Source organism: Tabrizicola sp. YIM 78059 (assembly GCF_004959785.1).
GTDB lineage: Bacteria > Pseudomonadota > Alphaproteobacteria > Rhodobacterales > Rhodobacteraceae > Tabrizicola > Tabrizicola caldifontis.
In genome coordinates this window covers 382,427-404,273 of sequence record NZ_SJZH01000002.1, presented here as the reverse complement: position 1 = coordinate 404,273, position 21,847 = coordinate 382,427, and the positions used below count along the sequence as shown (strand labels likewise).

Sequence of the window (21,847 nt, the reverse complement as noted above, 5' to 3'; positions counted from 1 at the left end):
GCTGTCGCGCTTCCGCCCTTGCGGGCGTCATCTCGGGCGCGGCGAAAAGACCCGTCAGGGGCGATGAGCGGACCCGACCCGCCCGGGCGGCCAGGGGCGGGTTGCCTCGGCCGCGCACCAGGCCGTGACCCAGTCGGGCAGGGGCGGGCTTTCCGGGGGCAGGCCCATGGCCAGCGCCAACTCGCGCGGAGGGACGATCCCGGCCTTCGACACGATGGCCGACCGGATCAGCACCTGCGAGGTGCACTCTTCGCCCTTCCACATCGACTGGTCCATGTAGATGAACCGTTCGTCCCAGCCAAGGCAGCGGCTGCGCATCGTCAGCCGCATGAACATGGTCACCCGGCGCCGGTACCGCACCGAGGCCCCCGCCACCGTCATGCCCCAGCGCATTTCCCGCAGGATGCGGTGCAGGCCTGTCCGGACCCCCAGCGGCAACCGGCCCAGGTCGTACAGCGTCAGCGTGCGGCCGTTGTTCAGCTCCACCCACGGGTCAAGATCCCAGGGCCAGCAGATCAGACTGTCTTCATGCGTGTCGAAAATGCCCAGCGGCGCTTGACGGCGGGCCCGGGCCATGGCCCTGAACATGCGCAGGAAAGGATACATCTGCTTCTCCCGTTTCCCGCCCGGATTTGCCCGGGTCGGCGGCAAGGTCAAGCGCAACGCTGCGGAAGGCATTGCCCTTCCCCGCCCCTGCGGCTACCTCTGGCCGAAACCTGCGCCGGAGTGCCCGATGACCTCGCTCTTCCAGATCCTGCTTCTGATCCTAGACATCGCGCAGTTCATCATCATCGCCCACATCATCATGAGCTGGCTGATCAATTTCCAGGTGCTGAACCTGCGCCAGCCGCTTGTCGCCTCGATCTGGGACGGGCTGAACCGGCTGCTGGAACCGGTCTATTCCCGCGTGCGCAGTATTCTGCCGAACATGGGCGGACTTGATCTTGCGCCGCTGGTCGTGCTGATCGCGGTCTATGCGCTGCGGATCATCCTGATCAACAACGCCGCCGTCTTCCTCTGATCCCTTGGACCAGGCGGCCCGGCTTCTGCACTCTGTCTTCGGCTTCCCCGATTTCCGCCCCGGTCAGGCGGAAATCGTGCAGTCGGTGCTTTCAGGGCGGAACACGCTGGCCATCATGCCCACTGGCGGCGGCAAGTCGCTCTGCTTCCAGCTTCCGGCGCTTTGCCGCGAAGGGGTGACGGTCGTCATCTCGCCGCTCATTGCACTGATGCGGGACCAGGTCCGCGCGCTGCGGGCGGCGGGTGTAGAGGCCGGGGCGCTGACCTCGGGCAACACCGGCGAAGAGACGGAGGCAGTCTTTCAGGCCATCGACGACGGTCGCCTGAAGCTTCTCTACATGGCGCCGGAACGGTTGGCTTCGGGCGGGGCGCTGGCCTTGCTGCGACGGGCCCGATGCAGCCTGATCGCGGTCGACGAAGCCCATTGCGTCAGCCAGTGGGGCCATGACTTCCGCCCCGACTACCTGCGGATCGGCGAACTTCGCCGGTCGCTGAAGGTGCCGCTCGCGGCGTTTACCGCCACGGCCGACCACGAGACCCGGGCCGAGATCGTCGCCCGGCTGTTCGACGGCGAGGCGCCGGCCACCTTCCTGCGCGGCTTCGACCGGCCGAACATCCACCTGGCCTTCGCCGTCAAGTCCAGCCCGCGCGAGCAGATCCTGCGCTTTGCGGCGGCGCGAAAGGGGCAATCCGGCATTGTCTATTGCGGCACCCGTGCCAAGACCGAGGTGCTGGCCCAGGCCCTGCGCGAGGCGGGCCATCCCGCGGCGGCCTATCATGGCGGAATGGAGGCGGAAGAGCGCCGGCAGGTCGAGGCGCGCTTCCAGCGCGAGGACGCGCTGATCGTCGTTGCGACGGTCGCCTTCGGAATGGGGATCGACAAGCCCGACATCCGCTGGGTCGCCCATGCCGACCTGCCGAAGTCGATCGAGAGTTATTATCAGGAAATCGGCCGCGCGGGCCGCGATGGCAGCCCGGCCGAGACGCTGACGCTTTACGGCCCCGACGACATCCGTCTGCGCCGGTCGCAGATCGACGAAAGCGCAGCTCCGGCAGAGCGCAAGGCCGCCGATCACGGGCGGCTGAACGCGCTGCTGGGCCTTGCCGAGGCCCTGGCCTGCCGTCGGCAGGTGCTGCTGGGCTATTTCGGGGAAGAGGCCGGGGCCTGCGGCAACTGCGACCTGTGCGACCGCCCGGCGCAGACCTTCGATGCAACCGAGGCCGTGCGCAAGGCGCTGTCGGCCATCCTCCGCACCGGGGAATGGTCCGGGGTCGGGCATCTGATCGACATCCTGACCGGCACGCCGACGCCCAAGGTGCGCGAGCGCGGGCACCATCTGTTGCCGACCTTTGCCGTCGGCCGCGACCTGTCGAAGGCGGCCTGGGGTGCCGTGTTCCGGCAGATGATGGGGCGCGACCTCGTGCGACCGGACCCCGAACGCCACGGTGCGCTGCGCATGACCGAAGCTGCGCGGCCCGTCCTGCGCGGCGAGGCCACGGTGATGCTCCGGCGCGACACGATCGCAGCGTCGGCGGATCGTGAAGTCGTGCGCACACAGGTTGCAGACGAGGACGCGGCCCTGCTATCGCTGCTGAAAGCGAAACGCCGCGCGCTGGCCGAGGCGCAGAACGTGCCGGCCTATGTCGTCTTTCCAGACCGCACCCTGATCGAGATGACCGAACGCAAGCCCCGGACGCTGGACCAGATGGCCGGCATCACCGGGGTCGGCGCGAAAAAGCTGGAAAGCTATGGCGCGGCCTTTCTCGAGGTGATCGCGGGCGAGGCAAAGCAGCTGCACCCGGCGCGGATGCGGCTGGCCGGACGGCCCGAAGGCGCGCTTTTCGACCGGCTGGCCGAGGCACAGCTTGCGCTTGCGCGCGGCGCGGACGGGACGGGGAAATATCTGTCCTGCACCCATTCCACCCTGCGCGCCATCGCCGAACGGCGGCCCTCGACCCTGGCGGAACTTGCCGCGATACCCGGAATGGGCGAGCACAAGCTGGAACGCTTCGGCGCTGCCTTTCTGGCGGTCCTGCGCGAGGGCTGATCCTGCTGCAAGGTCAGTCGTGGCGGCGTTCCAGCTGGGCCAGCCGCACCTGCCGCAGCGCCTCGACCAGAAGCGCGGTCAGAAGGCCGAAGCTGAGAAAGCCATTGACGGCCGTCATGGCTGCCAGAATGCGCCATTCCGTTGGCGGCACCATGTCGCCAAGGCCGAGGGTGGTGAAGCATTCCAGCGCGAAATAGACCGCCTCTTCCATGGTCGCGAACGCGCCCAGAAGGTGCAGCGTTCCGGCCCAGCTCCAGACGCCGGCGGTGACGACGCCAAGCACCCACAGGCCGACGCCGATCAGCATCAGCAGAAGCTTCGGCCGCTGCGGCTGGGCGATGAGCCAGGGGTGGGCGCTTCGGAAGACGACTTCCAGCACCAGCGCGGCCACCGCCATCACCACCAGATTGGCGATGAGCAACCCGGTTCCAAGCGCGATCTGTGTCAGCATGGTGTCCCTTCTGGACTAAGGCCTCGCCAAGGCTTATCTCAGCGCGATCATGGTGGCCAAGTCCGATCCCAATTCCAGACTGATTGCCGAGAACCGGCGTGCGCGGTTCGATTACCACATTGAATCCGACCTGGAGGCAGGCATCGTCCTTCACGGATCGGAAGTGAAAAGCCTGCGGCAGGGCGGCGCGAACATCGCCGAAAGCTATGCCTCGGTCGAGGGCGGCGAGCTTTGGCTCATCAACAGCTACATCGCCCCCTATCTGCAGGCCAAGACCTTCGGACACGAGGAACGGCGGCGCCGCAAGCTTCTGGTGTCGAAGAAGGAACTCTCGCGCCTGTGGAACGCGGTGGGCCGCGAGGGCATGACCATCGTGCCGATGAAGATGTATTTCAACGACCGCGGCATCGTGAAGCTGAAGCTTGGCATCGCAAAGGGCAAGAAGCTGGCCGACAAGCGAGAAACCACAGCCAAGCGCGACTGGGAGCGGCAGAAGGCCCGGCTTCTGAAGCAGAACAGCCGGGACTGACCTGCACCATTCGTTGACCGAAATGGCCATGTCTGGCACCATTTTCCGACCGGACAGCAAATCCGGGGTCGTCCGGACGCCCTTCCCGGGCCCACCGGACCAGAGGGAAAGGCTGTGGTCATGGGAATGGAACTGATCATCCAGATCATCGCGGGTCTGATCGGCGGAAATGCCGCAGGCGCCGGGCTAAAGAACCTCAGCCTGGGCACCGCAGGCAATTCGATCGCCGGAGCCGTGGGTGGCGGTCTGGGCGGGGTAATCCTTGCAATGCTGGGCGGCGACGGCGCGGCCGCGGATGCGGCGAAAAGCCTGGACCTGAATGCCATCATCCAGTCGGTGGCCGGCGGCGGTGTCGGGGGTGCGGTGCTGACGGCAATCCTTGGCGCGATCAGGAAGGCGCTGGTGAAGTAAGACGGCTGGCACAGGCGCCAGGGGACGCCCGCCCCGTGCCGTACCGCTGCGCCTGTCCGGTGTGCTTGCGTCCGGGGGCCGCCCGCGGGTATATGCGGCTGACCCTACGGGAGGCCCCCAGATGACCCCATCGCCGCAGGACGACCCCAGGACGCTGGTCTCGACCGACTGGCTGGCCAAACACCTGCGCGACCCCGACCTGCGGGTTCTGGACGCCAGCTGGTATCTGCCCGATGCCGGGCGGGATGCGAAGGCCGAATATCAGGCCGCCCACATCCCCGGTGCGCGCTTCTTCGACATCGACGAGATTTCCGACCAGCGCTCCAGCCTGCCGCACATGGCGCCTCCGCCCGAAAAGTTCATCAGCCGGATGCGGGCGATGGGCGTGGGCGACGGGCATCAGGTTGTGGTCTATGACGGTGCCGGCCTTTTCAGTGCGGCACGTGTCTGGTGGACGTTCCGGCTGATGGGCAAGACCGATGTGGCCGTGCTGGACGGCGGCTTCCCCAAATGGCGCGCCGAGGGCCGCGAGATCGAGGACATGCCGCCGGTGATACGCGACCGGCACATGACGGTTTCCCGCCAGAACCATCTGGTCAAGGATGTGACCCAGGTCGCCCATGCGGCAAAGCTGGGCGAGGCGGAAATCCTGGATGCCCGATCGGCCGCGCGCTTTCGGGGCGAGGCACCGGAACCCCGCCCCGGCCTTAGGTCGGGGCATATTCCGGGGTCCAGGAACATCCCCTTTACCGAGGTGCTGAACACTGATGGCACGATGAAGACGCCGGCCGAACTGAAGGCCCTGTTCGAAGCTGCGGGGGTGGACCTGACCAAACCCGCGATCACCACCTGCGGCTCGGGTGTCACGGCTGCGATCCTGAGCCTGGCGCTGGAACGGATCGGACATCGCAACCACGCGCTCTATGATGGCTCCTGGGCCGAATGGGGCATGTATGACGACCTGCGGGTGGCAACCGGGCCCTAGGTCCGGCGCCCCGCGCCACCCTGTCCGTAGCTTTCGCCGGAGTTTCCCATGCTTGAATCCCTGTCCCCCCAGCCGCAGGACAAGATCCTGCAACTGATTGCCATGTTCCGCGACGACCCCAGGACGACGAAGATCGACCTTGGCGTTGGCGTGTACAAGGACGCGAACGGCCTTACCCCGGTGATGCGCGCCGTCAAGGCGGCCGAGAAAAGGCTGTGGGAGACCGAGACGACAAAGACCTATACGGCCCTTGCCGGCGACCCAGCCTACAACGCCGCCATGGTGGGGATGATCCTCGGGCAGGGCTTTGCCGACCGCGCGGCCAGTGTCGCGACCCCCGGCGGCACCGGCGCGATCCGGCAGGCGCTGGAACTGATCCGCATGGCCAACCCCAAGGCCCGCGTCTGGATGAGCGCGCCGACCTGGCCGAACCATCCGTCGATCGTGAAATACCTCGGCATGACGGGGGTAGAGTATCGCTATCTCGATGTCGCCACATCGGGCATCGACTTTGCCGGACTGATGGCCGACCTCGAGGGCGTGGCGGCGGGCGATGCCGTCCTGTTGCACGGCTGCTGCCACAATCCGACAGGTGCGAACCTGGATGCCGGGCAATGGGACCAGGTAATCGCGCTTCTGCAACGGAAGGGCGCGGTGCCTTTCGTTGACCTTGCCTATCAGGGGTTCGGTGACGGGCTGGAACAGGATGCGGCGGCAACCCGCAAGATCGCCGCGGCCTTCCCCGAAGTGCTGATCGCCGCCTCGTGCAGCAAGAACTTCGGCATCTATCGCGAACGCACCGGCATCCTGATCGCGCTGACATCAGCCGACCGCAAGGGTGTGGTGCAGGGCAACCTGAACTTCCTGAACCGGCAGAATTACAGCTTCCCGCCCGACCACGGCGCGCGTGTGGTGACGATGATCCTGGAAGATGCGGCCCTGACCGCCGACTGGATGGCGGAACTGGAAGAGGTGCGGCAGAACATGCTGGACCTTCGCAGGCAGCTGGCCGACGAGTTGCGCCGCGCCACCAATTCCGGGCGGTTCGACTTCGTGGCGCATCACCGGGGCATGTTCAGCCGGCTTGGCCTGACCGAGGCGCAGGTCGCCCGCCTGCGGGAAGAGCATGGCATCTACATGGTCAGCGACAGCCGGATCAACATTGCCGGTCTGAACGCGCATACCGTGCCGGTACTGGCCGCGGCGATCGCACAGGTGATCTGACGCATCATGCTTGCCGTCGTGCTTTCACTTGCGGCGGCGGCGAGCTTCGCGCTGTCGGCGATGCAGATCGACAGCCTGACAGGCCGGGTGAGCGCGCTGCAACTGGCGCGCTGGCAGATGACGATGGCCTTCGGGATGACTGCCGCCGCCTCGCTGGCCCTTGGCGGATGGCGCACGGTCGGGCTGGAGCAGTTCGCCTGGCTGGCGGGATCGTCTGTCGTGGGGATCATGCTGGCCACCGTCTGCTTTGTCGCCACGATCCAGCTTCTGGGCGCGCGGCTGAATGCACTGGTCTTCACGCTTTCGGCGCCTTTCGCGCTGATCATGGGCTATGCGTTCCGGGGCGAGACGGTGAACCTGCTGCAAGGTGCCGGGGTCGGGCTGATCCTGGCGGGAATCGTGCTGGCTATCCTCGGTCCCGGCGGACGCGAAGGCGCGCGCGGGCAGGGCGCGCTGGCGCTTGGGCTGGGGCTGGGTGTGATCACCGCGCTTGGCCAGGCGGGCGGCAGCCTTCTGGCCCGCCCGGCGATGCTGGCGGGGGTCGAGCCCTTCACGGCGATGGCGATCCGGTCCGGGCTAGGGGCGGCGTTCTTCCTGGCCCTGCTGGCGCTGCCGCCGCTGCGGCCAGCGGCTTGGCCTGCAATGCCAGAGGTGCGGCGGATCGGGGCCTCGGCCTTCTCGGGGATGTTCCTGGGCATGTCGCTGCTGATGGCCGCGCTGGCACACGGCGATGTGGGGATCGTGACGACGCTTTCCTCGACCACGCCGATCCTGATCCTGCCGATGGTCTGGGTTGTTTCCCGCCGCGTACCGGCCCCCATGGCCTGGCTTGGGGCTGCGCTGGCCGTGGCAGGGACGGCGCTGATCACGCTGGGCCAGACGGCCTGACCCGCGCCGCTTTCCACGCGGCCAGCAGGCCCGCGGCGGCGATCGCGCCCATGCCGGCAAAGCCGTACAGGTCCGGCAGCTGCCCGAAGACCAGCCAGCCCAGCACCGTGGCAAAGGCGACGTGCAGGTAGTTGACCGGCGCCAGGACGGCCGCCGGCGCCTCGCGGTAGGCGCTGGTGAACATCAGGTGGCCCAGCGTCGCAAGCGCCCCCAGCGCCAGCATCAGCGCAGCATCGACCGGGCCGGGCAGCGGCCCGGCGCCCAGCAGCGGAACCAGCATCAGGAAGACTACCGCTCCGACAAGAGCGGTGTGGACCATCAGCGCCATCGTGGTCTCGGTGCGGGTCAGGATGCGGGTCAGCAGGTGGTAGCCCGTGGCCAGGGTCGCATTGGCCAGCGCCAGCGCCACGCCCCAGGGGTCAAGGCCGCCGCCCGGCCGCGCGATCAGCAGAACGCCGGAAAAGCCGAGGGCCGCGGCGACCCAGCCGGCGGTGCTGACGCGCTCGCCGAGAACGGGGCCAGAGGCCAGCATCAACAGGACCGGTGTGATGTAGATGATCGCCACTGTCTCGGCCACCGGCATGATGCGCAGCGCCAGAAGCATGGTGATCGAGGCCATCGCAAGGCAGAGGCCCCGCAGGATCACCAGGCCGGTCCGACGCGTCCGCCACAGGGCCGCACCATGCCGCGGGACCATGACGGCAGCAACCAGCGCAAGGTTCACGGTATAGCGTGCGGCAAGGATAAGCATGGTGGTGTAAAGGGCGGCAAGATGCTTGCCCAACGCATCGGCCAGAGCGAACAGGAAGGTCGCGGCGATCACCAGAACCGCGCCTTTCAACAGAGTGCCTTCGCGGTCCATGCGGGAAATCCTTCGACGGGCGGACACTAGACTGGCCATGCGACAGAGGGAAGGCGCATCGACGGGGTGCCCGACGGTGTCGGCAGACTGCGGAAGAGGCCGCCGACATGAACCCTGCAATGGAAATGGCCCGCGGGGGGAGGAACCCGCGGGCCGACGTGACCTTTGGCGGCAAACCGGGAGGAGGCGGCCCGCCGCCGGGTCGTCTGTTTACGAATGGTAGGCCTGCTCGCCGTGGCTGGTGAGGTCAAGGCCCTGCCGCTCGGTGTCGTTGTCCACGCGCAGGCCCATGGTCATGTCCACCAGCTTGAAGGCGATGAAGGACACGACGCCCGACCAGACGATGGTGATGAGGACGCCCTCGATCTGGATCCAGAGCTGGGCCATCATCGCATAGTCGTCGCCCTTGACCCCGCCGAAGGCCGCAGCCGAGAAGACGCCGGTCAGCACAGCGCCGACGATCCCGGCGACGCCGTGGATGCCGAACACGTCCAGGCTGTCGTCATACTTCAGCTTCAGCTTCACCACGGTGACGAAGAAGTAGCTGGCCAGCGTCGCAAGCACACCCAGCAGGATCGCCCCCATCGGGCCGATGGTGCCGCAGGCCGGGGTGACAGCGACAAGCCCGGTGATCATGCCCGAGGCCGCGCCCAGCATCGAGGCCTTGCCGCGCGCCATGCCCTCGATCGCACACCAGGCCAGCGTCGCCGCTGCGGTGCAGATGAAGGTGTTGATCATCGCCAGCGCCGCGCCGCCATTGGCTTCGAGGTTGGAGCCGACGTTGAAGCCGAACCAGCCGACCCACAGCATCGAGGCGCCGATCATGGTCATGACCATGGAATGCGGGGCCATGTTGTCCTTGCCGTAACCGATGCGCGGTCCGATCACGATGGCGCCGACCAAGGCGGCGATCCCGGCGTTGATGTGCACCACCGTGCCGCCGGCGAAGTCGATCGCACCCTTGCCGTAGAGATAGCCGCTGGCATCCCAGACCATGTGCGCGATCGGGAAGTAGGAGAAGGTGCCCCAGAGGACCGAGAACACCAGGACCGACTTGAATTTGACCCGTTCCGCGAAAGCGCCGATCACTAGCGCAGGGGTGATTGCGGCAAAGGTCATCTGGAAGGCGATGAACAGGTATTCCGGGATGACGTAACCTTCCGAGAAGGTCGCCGCCATGCTGTCGGCGGTGACGCCCGAAAGGAACAGCTTGCCGGTGCCGCCCCACCAGGGCGAGGTCGAGCCGCCGAAGGCGAAGGAATAGCCGTAGATCACCCAGACAAGCATCATGACGCAGGCGATGGCCGTGGTCTGCATCAGTATCGACAGCATGTTCTTCGACCGCACGAGGCCACCGTAAAACAGCGCAAGACCCGGCAGCGTCATGAACAGGACGAGGACGGTCGAGATCATCATCCAGCTGACGTCGCCCTTGTCCATGACCGGGACGACTTCGGCTGCGACCTCGGCGGCGGCCTCGGTCGCCTCGACCGTGGCCTCCTGCGCCCAGGCGGTCAGGCTGGCCAGAAGCGCGGCAGACAGCGCGCCGAGGCCTGCGAATTTCGATTGCATCTTCATGTCAGGTGTTTCCCCTTTTCCCCGCCGATCACAGCGCGTCGTCATTGGTTTCGCCGGTGCGCACCCGCACCGCCTGTTCCACGTCGAGGACGAAAATCTTTCCGTCGCCGATCTTGCCGGTCTTTGCGGTCTTCTGGATAGTCGCGACCACCTGGTCGGCCAGCGCGTCCGAGACCACGATCTCCAGCCGGACCTTCGGAACGAAGTTCACCGCGTATTCCGCGCCGCGGTAGATTTCGGTATGGCCCGACTGGCTGCCGAACCCCTTGATCTCGGTCACCATCATGCCGCGCACGCCGATGGCGGTCAGCGCCTCGCGGACCTCCTCCAGCTTGAACGGCTTGATTGCTGCAATGATGAGCTTCACGTTCTTCCCCTTCTGTCTTTTGGCAGGCACCTCAGGGCACGGGACCCTCGTCCCGGATCAGGCGGACGAATGACGTGACAGCACAAGGAAACGGCTGAAGTCCTGCCGCCGTTTTCCAAAGGATTTGCACAATTTTTGCACTTCCGAATTGTCGTGCACAAATTTTGGGCGGCAATCATACGCGAATCGTCCCGCGCCCGACTTCGCTTTCCGGCGGAACGGGATTATGTTCCCGCTCAAACGGGCCATGATAACCGGCCCATGTCACAAGTGGCTGCGCAGGCATGGCACCAGGAAACCGGGGGCGCGGCCCCCTTGTCGCAGACCGACGCTATCCGCCCGCATCGCGCGCCGGTTCCTCTGCCGGCGGGCCGAAGAAGCCTGCGAAACCGTCCCGGCGCACGGCGCGGCAACCCCGCAGACCCCGGCGGCAGCATGGGCTGATCGTCGGGTTCTTCCTGCTGGTTTGGCGCGTGATCTGGGGCATCGCCTGGCGCACCACGGCCATCGGGGCACTGATCCTGGGCGCGGTCGTGTGGTATTTTCACGCCCAGCTTCCCCCGGTGACCGAACTGGTCGACGGCCGCGCGCGAGGTTCGGTCACCATGCTGGACAACAGGGGCGAGGTCTTCGCCTGGCGCGGCGAGACCTTCGGCGGCATGATCACTGCCGGAAGCGTCGCCAAGGTGCTGCATGATGCCGTGGTTGCCACCGAGGACCGGCGCTTCTACTGGCATCTCGGCATCTCGCCCCGGGGCATTGCCAGCGCGATCCGCATCAACCTTTCCGAAGGCCGCGGGCCGTTCGAGGGCAACGGCGGTTCGACCATCACCCAGCAGACGGCAAAGCTGCTGTGCCTGGGCGTGAAATGGGATCCGGCCGTCTGGAAGACAGAAGCCGATTACGAACGCGACTGCCGCCGCGGCGGGATCTGGCGCAAGATCAAGGAAGTGCCCTTCGCCCTGGCCATGGAGCTGAAATACTCCAAGGAAGAAATCCTGACGATCTACCTGAACCGCGCCTATCTGGGCGCGGGCACCCGCGGGTTCGAGGCTGCGGCGCAGCGCTATTTCGGCAAGTCGGCCAAGGATGTTTCGGCCGCCGAGGCGGCGATGCTGGCGGGTCTGCTCAAGGCGCCCTCGACGTTTGCGCCGACCAGCAACATGGAACGCGCGCGCAGCCGGGCGAACGTCGTGATCGGCCTGATGGAGGAGCAGGGCTACCTGACCAAGGCCGAGGCCGACGAAGCGCGGCGCAATCCTGCGCAGCTGTCGGCGGCGGCGCGGCAGCGGTCGGGCGGTTACTTCGCCGACTGGGTGATGGAAACCACGCCCGACTATCTGGCCCGCGACACGACCGAAGACGTGATCATCGAGACGACGCTCGACCAGAAGATGCAGAAGCAGGCCGAAGAGGCCCTGGCCTGGGTTTTCGAGAACAAGGTCAAGGCGGGGTCGAAGGCGCAGGCCGCCATCGTGGTGATGGGCGCGGACGGTGCGGTGCGGGCCATGGTGGGCGGGCGCAACATCCCCAATGCGGGCGACTTCAACCGCGCGACGCAGGCCCTGCGGCAGACAGGATCGACCTTCAAGCCCTTCGTCTATGCCGTGGCGCTGGACCTGGGCTACAGCCCCTTCGACTATGTCGAGGACGTGCCGCTGACGATCAACATTCCCGGCTCGGGCCCGTGGACGCCACAGAACTACGACAGGAAGTTCAAGGGCACGATTACCCTGACCCAGGCGCTGGCCGAAAGCCGCAACATCCCGGCCGTTCGGGTGTCCGAGGCGGTGGGACGCGACCTCGTCCGGCAGGTTGCGACGGAATTCGGTGTGGCACAGAACCTGGCACCCGGCCCGGCCCTTGCGCTGGGGGCATCGGAATCGACGCTGATCGAGATGACGGCGGCCTTCGCCGGAATCCTGAACGGGGGGTCGGCGGTAACGCCCTACGGCCTGAAGTCACTGAAACTGAAGGGAGAAAACGAGGAACTCTTCGGTGCGGGCGGCGGGATCGGCGAGCGCGTCATTTCCGAAAAGGCCGCGCGCGAACTGACCTACATGATGACCGAGGTGCTGAAGTCTGGCACCGGCACCCGAGCGCGGCTGAAGGATCGCGAGGCCGCGGGCAAGACCGGCACCACGAACTCGGCCCGCGATGCCTGGTTCGTAGGCTTCACGGCGGATTACGTCGTGGGGGTCTGGATGGGCTATGACGACAACTCGCCGCTGACGGGGGTCACGGGCGGAGGACTGCCGGCCGAGATCTGGCACGAGGTCATGGTGCGGATCAACGAGGGCGTACCGCCGAAGCCGCTGATCACCGAAGCGCCCGACACCACCTACATGCCGATCGACCCAAGCACTACCGAAGGTGCGATCGTGCCCGAGGACGTGCCCTATTTCGACGACCCGAATGCACCTGTGTTCAACGGTCAATCCTACGAGGCACCGTTGCCCGAGGCCTATTATGCCCCCCTGCCCGACCCCGGCGCGCTCCCCCCGCCCGAGGCCTATACGGCACCGCTGCCCGAAGCCTACACCGCACCGCTGCCCGAGGCCTACGTCCAGCCGGTGCCGGACTGGCCGGCAGAGCAGGACCTGGCCGACCAGATCCTGCAGGAAGTGCTGGGTACGGTGGGGAACTAGCCCGACGGCTGCCGCAGGCACCCGGGCGTCGTCAGAGCCTGGACATGTCGGCGATCAGCCGGTCAAGGTCGCCGCGCCGCTGGTCGAGCATCGCGCCGATTTCCGTGCGCTCGCTGGCCAGCATGTTCACGCCCTCGATGATGATGTTGAAGAACAGGCTCTTGCCCGACCGGTCGCTGACATGCCAGCGCACCTCGAACGGTGCTTCGCCCTTCAGATAGGCGGTCGAGATCACCTCGTAGAAGCTCTTCACCGCCTTGGCGCCGGTCACCTCGATCCGCCCGCCGATGAATTCACGGAAGCGGCGGCCGTATTTGCGGCTGATGTAGCCCTGGAAGGCCTTGGTGAAGGCGGCGATCTGCGCCTGCGAAGCCTGACGCGCCGCCGGGCCAAGGGCCGATCGCGCGATGGCGGGCACATCTGCATAGCGGGCGAACAGCTTTTCGAATTCGCGCAGCATCGCGCTTTCGGACTTGCCCGAATTGATGATGGCGTTGATGTCGGCCACGGTCTTGTCAACCAGGCCGCGCGCCTGCTCTATCGTCAGTGCCGATGCCTGACGCGGCAGGGCAGCCAGGGCCAGACCGGAGGCAAGGCCCAGCGTCAGGGTGCGGCGGTTCAGAAGCAGGTCATTCGGCATATGGATCCTCGTAAGGGTCGATGAAGTCGTCATCACCGCCCACAGCGCCTGCCCCCCGGCCAAGCTGGAATCGGCGGTTCTGCAGATACAGCAGCCGTGCCTGGGCGTAACTGTCTGCGCTTTCATATAGGATCGATTCGACCGTGTTCGAGAAGCGGTTGCGGTCACCAAGGCGTGAGAAAAGCTTCAGAAGCGTCGCGGCATTCGCCTCGCGCGGGGGGACGGCCAGGCGGACCGGGTTCAGCGCAAGATCGACCAGGGTGCCGACCGTGTCTCGCGTGGTCGAAGGCCCGGTAAAGGGCAGTTCCAGATAGGCCCCCTCGCCCATGCCCCAGACATGCAGCGTCTCGCCGAAGTCGGTAGGCTTCTGCGGCAGGCCAAGAGCAGTGGCCGCATCAAAAAGCCCCCCGACCCCCATCGTCAGGTTGGTCGCAAGCCGCAGCGTGTTGGTGGCCGCATTGGCAATGCGGCCTTGCAGCAGATTGTTCATTATGTCGCCCGGCAGATCCAGCGTGCGTGCGACATTGCCCACCACGCGCTGAGCCGGTTCGGGCACCACGCTGCCATAGCCCCTGGAGGCAGGCCCGACCAGCGCCTCGTCAAGTCTGCGGTTGAAATCGTGCACCTTGCGGTTCGTGGCCTCGTAGGGGTCATTGATCCCCTCTGCCGGCGGGGGAGCGCCGCAGGCCGCCAGCAGACCAAACGCAATGCTGGCAAGCAAGATCCGGGCGGAGCGCCCTGATATCAACGAATTGTTCAGACCCATACCCTTACCGTTCGGCCACCTGAAGTGCTTAGCATAGCGTCATGCCGCGGTTGGCAAGGGATAAGCCCACGGATTGCCGAACACAACGCGGAAGCATGATCCCTGTGCAGCGCATGGCGGGATGATGCCAAGGAATGCGACAATGCCGCCACCCCGCGACGCCGCGACCGATGCCCGCACCGGACTGGCGGAAATTGCCGCCGCCCGCTCGCCGCTGCGCGCGGCCCTTGTGCTGGCCTTCGTCTTTTCGGGCCTCGTCAACCTGCTGCTTCTCACCGCGCCGCTGTACATGCTGCAGGTCTATGACCGTGTGTTGACCTCGCGGTCGGAAGAGACGCTTGTCACGCTGTCACTGCTGGCGGCGGTGCTGTTTCTGGTCATGGGGCTGCTTGACCATGCCAGGTCAAGGATCCTCGCGCGGATCGGCGCGCGGATGCAGACGGTGCTGGATGGGCGCGTGCATCAGGCCGGGATTGACCGTGCCGTGCGGGTGCCGGGCGACATGGCCGCGCCGGCTGCGACGCGCGATCTCGACTCGGTGCTGCGGCTCTGGACATCACCCATACTGCCGGCTCTGTTCGATGCGCCATGGACCCCACTGTTTCTGGTGGCGATCTTCATCCTGCACCCGCTGCTCGGCTGGCTGGCCCTGGCCGGGGGCGCTGCGCTGGTTCTGATCGCATGGATCAACCAGCGCACGACCGAAGCCACGTTGCACAGGGCCGGCGCGGCGGCCCTTGCCGCCGAACGCGAGGTGCAGACCCAGGCGGCCGAGGCCGGGTTGCTGCGCGCCCTGGGCATGCTGCGGGCGGCGCAGACCCGATGGCGAACCCTGCGCGACAGGGCGCTGATCGAAGGGCTTGCCGCTGCGGACATCGGGGGGCGGTGGTCCGTCGTGACGCGGACCTTCCGGCTGTTCCTGCAATCGGCGATGCTGGGGCTGGCAGCCTGGCTTGTCCTGCATGACAAGGTGACAGCCGGGGCCATGCTTGCGGCGCCGCTTCTGATGGGGCGGGCCCTGCTTCCGCTCGAGCAGGCCATCGCCCACTGGCCTGCCCTCACCCGTGCACGACAGGCACGGGCCAGGCTGGGCCAGCTGCTGACCGCCGAACCGGCGCGCGCCTTGCGCACCGCCCTGCCCCGCCCAAGAGCCGTGGTCGAGGTGCGCGGGCTTGGCGTCCGCCCGTCCGCAGCCGCGCGTCCCGTCCTGCATGGGGTGAGTTTCACGCTTAAGCCTGGTCAGGCGCTGGGTGTGATCGGCCCCTCGGGTGCGGGCAAGACGGTGCTGGCGCGGGCACTGGTCGGGGCCCTTGTCCCGGATACAGGCGAGATCCGGCTGGATGGTGCGGGATTCGACCAGTTCGGGCCAGATGGTCCTGGGCCGCTCGTCGGCTATCTGCCGCAGCGCGTCAGCCTGTTCGACGGCACCATCGCGACGAACATTGCCCGCCTGGATCCCGATGCCCCGGCCGAACGCATCGTTGCCGCCGCCCGCGCCGCTGCCGCGCACGAGATGATCCTGTCGCTGCCCGAAGGTTACGACACCCGCGTCAGCGCGCCCGGAACGCCCCTGTCGGGCGGGCAGATCCAGAGGATCGGCCTGGCCCGTGCGCTTTATGGCGATCCGGTCCTTCTGGTGCTGGACGAGCCCAATGCCCATCTGGACAGTGACGGCGCGCTGGCCCTGAACCGGGCGGTGGGCGTGGCCAAGGCAGCAGGGGCGGCGGTCGCCATCATGGCGCATCGGCCAGCGGTCCTGCAGGAATGCGATCTTCTGATGGTGCTGAAACAGGGGGCCGTCGCCGCCTTTGGCCCCCGCGACAGCGTCCTGCGCGATCAGGTCGGCAATGCGGGGGTCATCAGCCGCAGCCTGGGCCTGGGAATCGCGGGATGACGACGGCCAACCTTTCCGTCCGCGGCCCGGCAGTGTTTGGCCTTCTTGCGACGGCCATGCTGGTTCTGGGCCTTGGCCTGTGGGCGGCGACGGCCACGCTGTCTGGTGCCGTAGTCACCCGCGGCCGGGTCGAACCGGATCAGGGTCGCCTGCCCGTCCAGCATCCCGATGGCGGCGTGGTGGCCGAGATTCGGGTGGCGGAAGGTGCGCAGGTATCGGCAGGCGAGGTGCTTCTGGTGCTGGACGGTGCTGCGCTGCGCCATGAACTTGCCGTGACAGACCTGCGACTGAACGAGCTTCTTGCCCACAGTGCCCGGCTACGCGCCGAACGCGACGGGCTGGACGCCGTGGAATTTCCGGCCGAGGTGAAGGCGCGTGCCGCAAACGACCCTGACCTTGCCGCCCGGATCGAAGGACAGCAGAAGCTGTTCGCAGCGCGCCGTGACACGCAGCGCGAAATGCAGGCACAGCTTGCCCAGCGGATCGTGCAGATCCGTGCCCAGATCGCGGGGCTGACCGCCCAGCGGCAGGCAGTTGACCTGCAGTTGCGCCTGATCGAAAAGGACCTGGCCGCGCAACAAGGCCTGTTCAAGCGCGGGCTTGTCCCGCAGGCGTCTGTCCTGGCTCTGCAAAGGGAGAAGGCGCGACTGTCGGGTCAGGCAGGGGAATTGCAGGCAGCCCAGGCTGTCGCGGAAGGGCAGATCACCGAAATCGGCATCGAGGACACTGCCCTTGCCCTCCGTCGCAAGGAGGCCGCCGCAACCGAGCTGCGCGAGATCGAGCCCCTGATCCTAGAACTGCAGGCCCGTCGGGCGGCCCTTGCAGAACGTATCGCCCGGCTGGACATCCGGGCGCCGGTGTCTGGCAGGGTCATGGGCCTTGTCCTGTCAGCCCCCGGCGAGGTGCTCCGCGCGGCAGAGACGGCGCTTGTGATCGTTCCGGAAGGCCGCCCTCTGGTGGTCACGGCAGGAATCGCCGCGACCGACATTGACGATATCGCACCGGGCCAACGCGCCGATCTTGCCTTTCCGGGCCTGGCGGGGCGCGATTCGCCCCGGCTTGCCGGAAGGGTCATACTGGTCTCACCCGATGCGGTGACCGACCAGTCGACCGGGGCAGCCCGTTTCCTTGTCCGGGTCGAGATTGCGCCGCAGGAACTGGCGCGGCTGGGCGATCGCAGGCTGGTTCCGGGGATGCCGGTGGACGTCTTCCTTGCCACCCGCGCCCGAACGCCGCTGACCTATCTGATCGAGCCATTCAGCGCCTATTTCCGCCGCGCGCTGCGTGAAAGCTAGCGCCAAGGCAGGCCCCGGGGCGCCCGTGTCCGTCGGGTCAGAAGTCGATGGCGAGGCCCTTTCTTTCCCAGTCGCCATAGCGCACGGGCTCTGGCCCGTCGCGTCCACCGAACTCCGGGGGGAGGGGCGCTCTGGCTTCGGCCGCCTTGCGGCGCTCTTCCGCCTCGGCAAGGGCGCGGCGGGCGGCGGGGGGAAGCACTTCGGGTTCGGCCATGGCGGGTTTCCTTGTCCTGCGCGTTGATATACGGCGCAAGCCTTAGGCAGCAAGGGGCGGATCATGGCCGAAGGCGTGGCGGCACGGGCGGCAGCGGTGGACATCCTGGGCGGCGTCCTTGGCGAGGGCCGGATGCTGGCAGAGTTCGCCGGCGTCGACCTGATGCCCTCCGACCGGGCCCGGGCGCTGCGGCTGGCAGAAACAGTGCTGCGCCACCTGGAGCCTGCCGACCGCGTGCTGGACCGGCATCTGCGCAAGTCGCCTCCCCTGCCGGTGCGCAACGTCCTGCGGCTGGCAGTGGTAGAACGCGCGATGGGCGCGCCGGCGCATGGCGTGGTCAACTCGGCGGTCGAGATCGTGCGCAAGGGCAGGCGGACCCGGCACCTTGCCGGGCTGGTGAATGCCGTGCTGCGCGCCCTGCCCGAGGACGGGATGTTCGACGGCCTGCCGCCGCAGCGACTGCCGCGCTGGCTGCGCCAGCCCCTGGTCCATGCCTGGGGTCGTGAGGCGGTAGGTGCGATCGAGGCGGTGCAGGCCGGGGAACCCCCGCTGGATCTGACGCTGCGGCCCGGCTTCCCCGCGCCCGCGGGCGAGGTTCTGCCGACCGGCAGCCTGCGGCTGACCTCGGCCGGACAGGTTTCGGCCCTGCCGGGCTATGCAGCCGGCGGCTGGTGGGTACAGGATGCCGCCGCCGCCCTTCCTGCCCGGCTGCTGGCGGCACGCCCCGGCGAGCGGGTGCTGGATCTTTGCGCCGCACCCGGGGGAAAGACGCTGCAACTGGCGGCGGCAGGGGCCGAGGTGACGGCGCTGGACATTTCCGAGCCGCGCATGGCCAGGCTGCGGGCGAACCTGGCGCGGACCGGGCTTTCGGCACGCGTGGTTGTGGCCGATGCGCTGCACTGGCAGCCGGATGGGATATTCGACGCGATCCTGCTGGATGCACCCTGTTCGGCGACGGGCACGATCCGGCGGCACCCCGACCTGCCCTTCGTCAAGGACGGGTCAGAGGTGGCGGGACTGGTGGCCTTGCAGGCGCAGCTTCTGGACCGGGCGCTGGGCTGGCTGAAGCCTGGCGGCCGGCTGGTCTTCGCCACCTGCTCGCTTCTGCCGGAGGAGGGCGAGCGACAGCTTTCCGCGGCCCTGGCACGGCACCCGGAGCTGGCGGTGGAACGCGTGGAGCTTTCCGGGGTCGAAACCCGGTGGTGGACAGCAGAGGGCGGCCTGCGCCTGCGGCCCGATTACTGGGCCGAGCGCGGCGGGATGGACGGATTCTTCATGGCGCGGTTGCGCCGGGGCTAAGCCCCCGCAACGCGACCGCCCGGGGCAGGCACCGGGGGGGCACACCCCGGGGCCCTTGGATATTCTTGCAGAGAGGTGGGACTGATCCGGGAGAGCTGCCCGGTTCAGCCTTTCGGCGGGAACATGCGATAGTAAAGCCAGTCGGGCAGGAACTGGCCGCCGCGGAAGACCCAGCTGAACAGCGTGGGGAAACTGACCTTGAAACGGTCCGATTGCATGTGGCGGAACATGATTTCGGCCGCCTCGTCGGGTTCCATGATGAAGGGCATGGCGAAGTCGTTCTTTGCCGTCAGCCGGGTGCGGATGAAGCCGGGGTTCGCCAGCTGCACCTTGACGCCGGTCTTGCGCAGATCGGCATAAAGCGATTCCGCCAGGACCATTGTCCCGGCCTTTGACGCGGCGTAGCCAATGGCGCCGGGCAGGCCGCGAAAACCCGAAAGCGACCCTGTGATGACGATATGGCCGCGACCCTTCGCCACCATTCCCGGCAGAACCGCCCCGACGGCACGGACGCAGCCAGTGAAATTGATGTCGGCCATCGCCTCGGCGGCCGTGGCGTCCCAGTCCTGTGCGCGCATCGGCCAGTAGACCCCAGCCAGGAAGACCATGCCATCCACGGCGCCCAACTGCGCGGCGGCGGCAGTCACGCTGGCCGAAGATCCAACATCGACCGGCAGCGCGGTCGCCTTGCCCGGCAAGCTGGCCACGGCTTCTGCCAGCGCCTCGGCATTGCGGGCCGACAGGATCAGATCTGCCCCGGCGGCGGAAAGCTTCCGGGCCAGCGCAAGGCCCAGCCCTTCCGAGGCCCCCACCAGCCAGTAGCGTTTCCCAAGGAAGGATCTCATTCCGCTGCGGCCAGGTCGACACGCTGGCTGGCTGCGGGCACACGGCGCATGGTGGCGACCAGCTCGGCCACCTTGATCCCGAACTTGCGAAACTGCGAACGGTTGATGATGGTGCCGTTCTCCATCAGGTACATCCAGTCGGTCACGTCCAGCACATGTCCGCCCGCCTCGGGCGTGAGGCGGATGCGGTAGCGCAGCATGACGCCCGGCCCCTCGGCCCGGCCACGGCCAAGGCCCACCACATCGGCGGCGGTTGCGGTGATCTCGCCGGAATTGCCCAGCGCCAGGGTCCAGGCCCGGCGCTGGATGGTGCCGCTGTCATAGCGGAAAACCTCGGACAATGTGCCAGTGTTGCCCTGCCATGTCCCTTCCATGTCCGCAACAAAGCGCGAGGCTACGCGGCCGGAGGGGCCGAAGATCACGCCTTCGCACTGTATCGGGCCCGAAAGGTGCTGGCGCAGGTCGAAGCGGGGCCCAAGACCGGCATAGTCCGACGGCGACTGCGCGTGGAAGCTGGCATAGCGGCTGCGGATCCCGATCACGAGGATGACGATCAGGGCTCCGAGCAGGGCGGCAAAGATCTCGGTCACGGGGCGTCCTTGGTGGGCGGCAGGGGTGTAAGGGCGAGCAGCGCGATGGCTGTCATCTTCAATACGCAAGGCAGGCCTGCGTAGATCAGTGTCAGTGTCCAGATCGCCTGGGGCGGATTGTCGGTTCCGGGGCGAAAGCCGGCGGCGTCGAGCGCGGGCAGGATCGTCAGGGCAGCCAGGGCAAGGGACAGTTTCGAAACGAAGGACCACAGGCCGAAGGCAGCGGCTGCGGGCCTGCCGGTGCGGGCAAGGCGTTGGGCGAAGATCGCAGGCAGAAGCGTCAGGTCGGCGCCGAGCGCCGCGCCAGACGCGGCACAGATCAGCGCGAAGGGGATCAGGTCACCGGGGCCGAGGGCGATGGCCCAGAGGAAGGAAAGCACGGCCAGCGCCATGGCGGAAAGGAGGACTGGCCGGGTGGAATGGCGGCGGGCAAGCAGGCTCCATGCCGGGGTGGACAGGGCGGCCGCGAGAAAGAAGAGCAGAAGCAGCGGGCCTTCCCAGCCGGGCAGGACAAGGCGGCTTTCGACGAAGAACAGGAACAGAGTGGAGGTAACGGCGACGGGCGAGGCGTTCAGAAGCGCGACCAGCAGCAGACGGCGTGCAAGGGGGTCGGCAAGCACTGGCCGGAAAAGCGCGAACGGGCCGGGCGTGGGCGCAGGTGGCGCCCCCTGCCATTCGGGGCGCATGGCAAGGGTTGCGACAAGGGCCAGGATGGCGAAAAGGATGGCGAAAAGGGTAAAGGGGGCGCCGGTCAGCGGCATCAGGGCCACGGGGGCCACCGCAGCAAGACAGACACCCAGAAGCGAGCCGCCCTCGCGCCATGCGGCAAGACGGACATGGCCTTGCGGGCCAAGCGTTTCGGCCTTTGCCACGCCTTCGGCGTAGAAGCAGATCGTCAGGAAGGAAAAGGCGCTGAACAGTGCGGTCAGGCACAGGGCGAACCAGATGAGCGGCGCGATGGGCGGGGGAACGGCGAAAAGGGCGATTATCCCGGCGGCCATGACGGCTGTGGCAAGTGCCACGCCTGCACGGCGACGGGGCCGGGTGGCCTGCGCCAGCCAGCCAAGGGCAGGATCCTGCACGACGTCGATCAGGCGCAACGCGGCGAGTGTGAACCCGAGCGATGCCAGCGAAACACCGTAGCTGTCGACATAGTATTTCGGCGCGTGAATGTAGATCGGCAGGCCTGCCATGGCGATCAGCGCCGCGAACAGCGACCACGCGGGAAGGCGGTCTGTCATCGCGAGGCATTCGCGCAGGGGTCAGCCATCTCGCGCAATCCCGCGCCGGGCT

At 67.2% G+C, this 21,847-nt stretch carries 22 protein-coding genes; 11 read left to right on the top strand and 11 right to left on the bottom strand.

Features of this window, described 5'->3' with window-relative positions; translation table 11 throughout:
* Nucleotides 1–54 precede the first annotated feature (54 nt).
* The gene (locus tag EZM81_RS04595) at nucleotides 55–606 is read right to left on the bottom strand and encodes an acyl-CoA thioesterase (protein WP_135447507.1); all 552 of its coding nucleotides are present in this window, start codon (nucleotides 604–606) and stop codon (nucleotides 55–57) included.
* A gap of 127 nt (nucleotides 607–733) precedes the next feature.
* On the opposite strand from EZM81_RS04595, the gene EZM81_RS04590 reads away from it, so the two are divergent.
* Both EZM81_RS04590 and recQ read left to right on the top strand, forming a co-directional pair.
* Nucleotides 734–1,021 carry a YggT family protein gene (locus EZM81_RS04590; RefSeq protein ID WP_135447973.1) on the top strand — a complete coding sequence of 96 codons (288 nt, stop codon included), beginning with the start codon at nucleotides 734–736 and terminating at the stop codon, nucleotides 1,019–1,021.
* 4 nt (nucleotides 1,022–1,025) lie between these two features.
* Nucleotides 1,026–3,068 carry a DNA helicase RecQ gene (gene recQ / locus EZM81_RS04585; RefSeq protein WP_136644934.1) on the top strand — a complete coding sequence of 681 codons (2,043 nt, stop codon included), beginning with the start codon at nucleotides 1,026–1,028 and terminating at the stop codon, nucleotides 3,066–3,068.
* Nucleotides 3,069–3,081: 13 nt separating this feature from the next.
* Here the strand turns inward: recQ and EZM81_RS04580 are convergent, their stop codons facing one another.
* A complete protein-coding gene (locus EZM81_RS04580) occupies nucleotides 3,082–3,519 on the bottom strand; it encodes a potassium channel family protein (RefSeq protein WP_135447511.1) in 438 nt (145 codons plus the stop codon).
* A 49-nt stretch (nucleotides 3,520–3,568) separates the two neighbouring features.
* On the opposite strand from EZM81_RS04580, the gene smpB reads away from it, so the two are divergent.
* From smpB to EZM81_RS04555, 5 genes are all read left to right on the top strand, one after another.
* Entirely contained in the window at nucleotides 3,569–4,048 is a 480-nt protein-coding gene (gene smpB, locus EZM81_RS04575; protein WP_135447513.1) for an SsrA-binding protein SmpB, read from the top strand.
* A gap of 126 nt (nucleotides 4,049–4,174) precedes the next feature.
* Nucleotides 4,175–4,459, top strand: a complete 285-nt coding sequence (locus EZM81_RS04570; RefSeq protein ID WP_211195383.1) for a hypothetical protein — start codon at nucleotides 4,175–4,177, stop codon at nucleotides 4,457–4,459.
* A gap of 121 nt (nucleotides 4,460–4,580) precedes the next feature.
* Complete coding sequence (gene sseA / locus EZM81_RS04565) at nucleotides 4,581–5,444, top strand: 3-mercaptopyruvate sulfurtransferase (protein ID WP_136644932.1); 864 nt, start codon at nucleotides 4,581–4,583, stop codon at nucleotides 5,442–5,444.
* Between the two features lie 48 nt (nucleotides 5,445–5,492).
* Complete coding sequence (locus EZM81_RS04560; protein WP_136644931.1) at nucleotides 5,493–6,668, top strand: amino acid aminotransferase; 1,176 nt, start codon at nucleotides 5,493–5,495, stop codon at nucleotides 6,666–6,668.
* 6 nt (nucleotides 6,669–6,674) lie between these two features.
* Nucleotides 6,675–7,556, top strand: a complete 882-nt coding sequence (locus tag EZM81_RS04555) for a DMT family transporter (RefSeq protein WP_136644930.1) — start codon at nucleotides 6,675–6,677, stop codon at nucleotides 7,554–7,556.
* Here the strand turns inward: EZM81_RS04555 and EZM81_RS04550 are convergent.
* The 3 genes from EZM81_RS04550 to EZM81_RS04540 form a co-directional block, all read right to left on the bottom strand.
* On the bottom strand, nucleotides 7,534–8,418 hold the full coding sequence (locus EZM81_RS04550) for a DMT family transporter (RefSeq protein WP_167850890.1): 885 nt from the start codon (nucleotides 8,416–8,418) through the stop codon (nucleotides 7,534–7,536). The two genes, EZM81_RS04555 and EZM81_RS04550, sit on opposite strands and share 23 nt — an antisense overlap.
* A gap of 210 nt (nucleotides 8,419–8,628) precedes the next feature.
* On the bottom strand, nucleotides 8,629–9,996 hold the full coding sequence (locus EZM81_RS04545) for an ammonium transporter (RefSeq protein WP_136644929.1): 1,368 nt from the start codon (nucleotides 9,994–9,996) through the stop codon (nucleotides 8,629–8,631).
* 28 nt (nucleotides 9,997–10,024) lie between these two features.
* Nucleotides 10,025–10,363 (bottom strand): P-II family nitrogen regulator, encoded by a 339-nt coding sequence (locus EZM81_RS04540; protein ID WP_135447527.1) that lies wholly within the window; start codon nucleotides 10,361–10,363, stop codon nucleotides 10,025–10,027.
* 284 nt (nucleotides 10,364–10,647) lie between these two features.
* Here EZM81_RS04540 and EZM81_RS04535 point away from each other — a divergent pair, with 284 nt between their 5' ends.
* The gene (locus tag EZM81_RS04535; RefSeq protein ID WP_136644928.1) at nucleotides 10,648–13,011 is read left to right on the top strand and encodes a transglycosylase domain-containing protein; all 2,364 of its coding nucleotides are present in this window, start codon (nucleotides 10,648–10,650) and stop codon (nucleotides 13,009–13,011) included.
* Nucleotides 13,012–13,042: 31 nt separating this feature from the next.
* On the opposite strand, the gene EZM81_RS04530 is transcribed toward EZM81_RS04535, so the two are convergent.
* Both EZM81_RS04530 and EZM81_RS04525 read right to left on the bottom strand, forming a co-directional pair.
* Entirely contained in the window at nucleotides 13,043–13,651 is a 609-nt protein-coding gene (locus EZM81_RS04530) for a phospholipid-binding protein MlaC (protein ID WP_136644927.1), read from the bottom strand.
* Complete coding sequence (locus tag EZM81_RS04525; protein WP_240783930.1) at nucleotides 13,641–14,372, bottom strand: VacJ family lipoprotein; 732 nt, start codon at nucleotides 14,370–14,372, stop codon at nucleotides 13,641–13,643. The genes EZM81_RS04530 and EZM81_RS04525 overlap by 11 nt, the downstream gene beginning before the upstream one ends.
* Nucleotides 14,373–14,559: 187 nt before the next feature.
* Between EZM81_RS04525 and EZM81_RS04520 the strand changes: the two genes are divergently transcribed.
* Both EZM81_RS04520 and EZM81_RS04515 read left to right on the top strand, forming a co-directional pair.
* Nucleotides 14,560–16,311 (top strand): type I secretion system permease/ATPase, encoded by a 1,752-nt coding sequence (locus tag EZM81_RS04520; protein ID WP_136644926.1) that lies wholly within the window; start codon nucleotides 14,560–14,562, stop codon nucleotides 16,309–16,311.
* A complete protein-coding gene (locus tag EZM81_RS04515) occupies nucleotides 16,308–17,606 on the top strand; it encodes an HlyD family type I secretion periplasmic adaptor subunit (RefSeq protein WP_169052302.1) in 1,299 nt (432 codons plus the stop codon). The genes EZM81_RS04520 and EZM81_RS04515 overlap by 4 nt, the downstream gene beginning before the upstream one ends.
* 37 nt (nucleotides 17,607–17,643) lie before the next feature.
* Here EZM81_RS04515 and EZM81_RS04510 read toward each other — a convergent pair whose 3' ends face one another.
* The gene (locus EZM81_RS04510; RefSeq protein WP_135447537.1) at nucleotides 17,644–17,820 is read right to left on the bottom strand and encodes a DUF1674 domain-containing protein; all 177 of its coding nucleotides are present in this window, start codon (nucleotides 17,818–17,820) and stop codon (nucleotides 17,644–17,646) included.
* 63 nt (nucleotides 17,821–17,883) lie between these two features.
* Between EZM81_RS04510 and EZM81_RS04505 the strand changes: the two genes are divergently transcribed.
* A complete protein-coding gene (locus EZM81_RS04505; protein WP_136644924.1) occupies nucleotides 17,884–19,119 on the top strand; it encodes an RsmB/NOP family class I SAM-dependent RNA methyltransferase in 1,236 nt (411 codons plus the stop codon).
* A gap of 104 nt (nucleotides 19,120–19,223) precedes the next feature.
* Here the strand turns inward: EZM81_RS04505 and EZM81_RS04500 are convergent, their stop codons facing one another.
* The 3 genes from EZM81_RS04500 to EZM81_RS04490 are packed head-to-tail and all read right to left on the bottom strand — an operon-like array spanning nucleotide 19,224 to nucleotide 21,795.
* A complete protein-coding gene (locus EZM81_RS04500; protein ID WP_136644923.1) occupies nucleotides 19,224–19,964 on the bottom strand; it encodes an SDR family oxidoreductase in 741 nt (246 codons plus the stop codon).
* A complete protein-coding gene (locus EZM81_RS04495) occupies nucleotides 19,961–20,554 on the bottom strand; it encodes a DUF3833 domain-containing protein (RefSeq protein ID WP_135447543.1) in 594 nt (197 codons plus the stop codon). Before EZM81_RS04495 ends, EZM81_RS04500 begins: the two co-directional genes overlap by 4 nt.
* Nucleotides 20,551–21,795, bottom strand: a complete 1,245-nt coding sequence (locus EZM81_RS04490) for an MFS transporter (RefSeq protein WP_136644922.1) — start codon at nucleotides 21,793–21,795, stop codon at nucleotides 20,551–20,553. The genes EZM81_RS04495 and EZM81_RS04490 overlap by 4 nt, the downstream gene beginning before the upstream one ends.
* Between the last annotated feature and the right edge of the window lie 52 nt (nucleotides 21,796–21,847).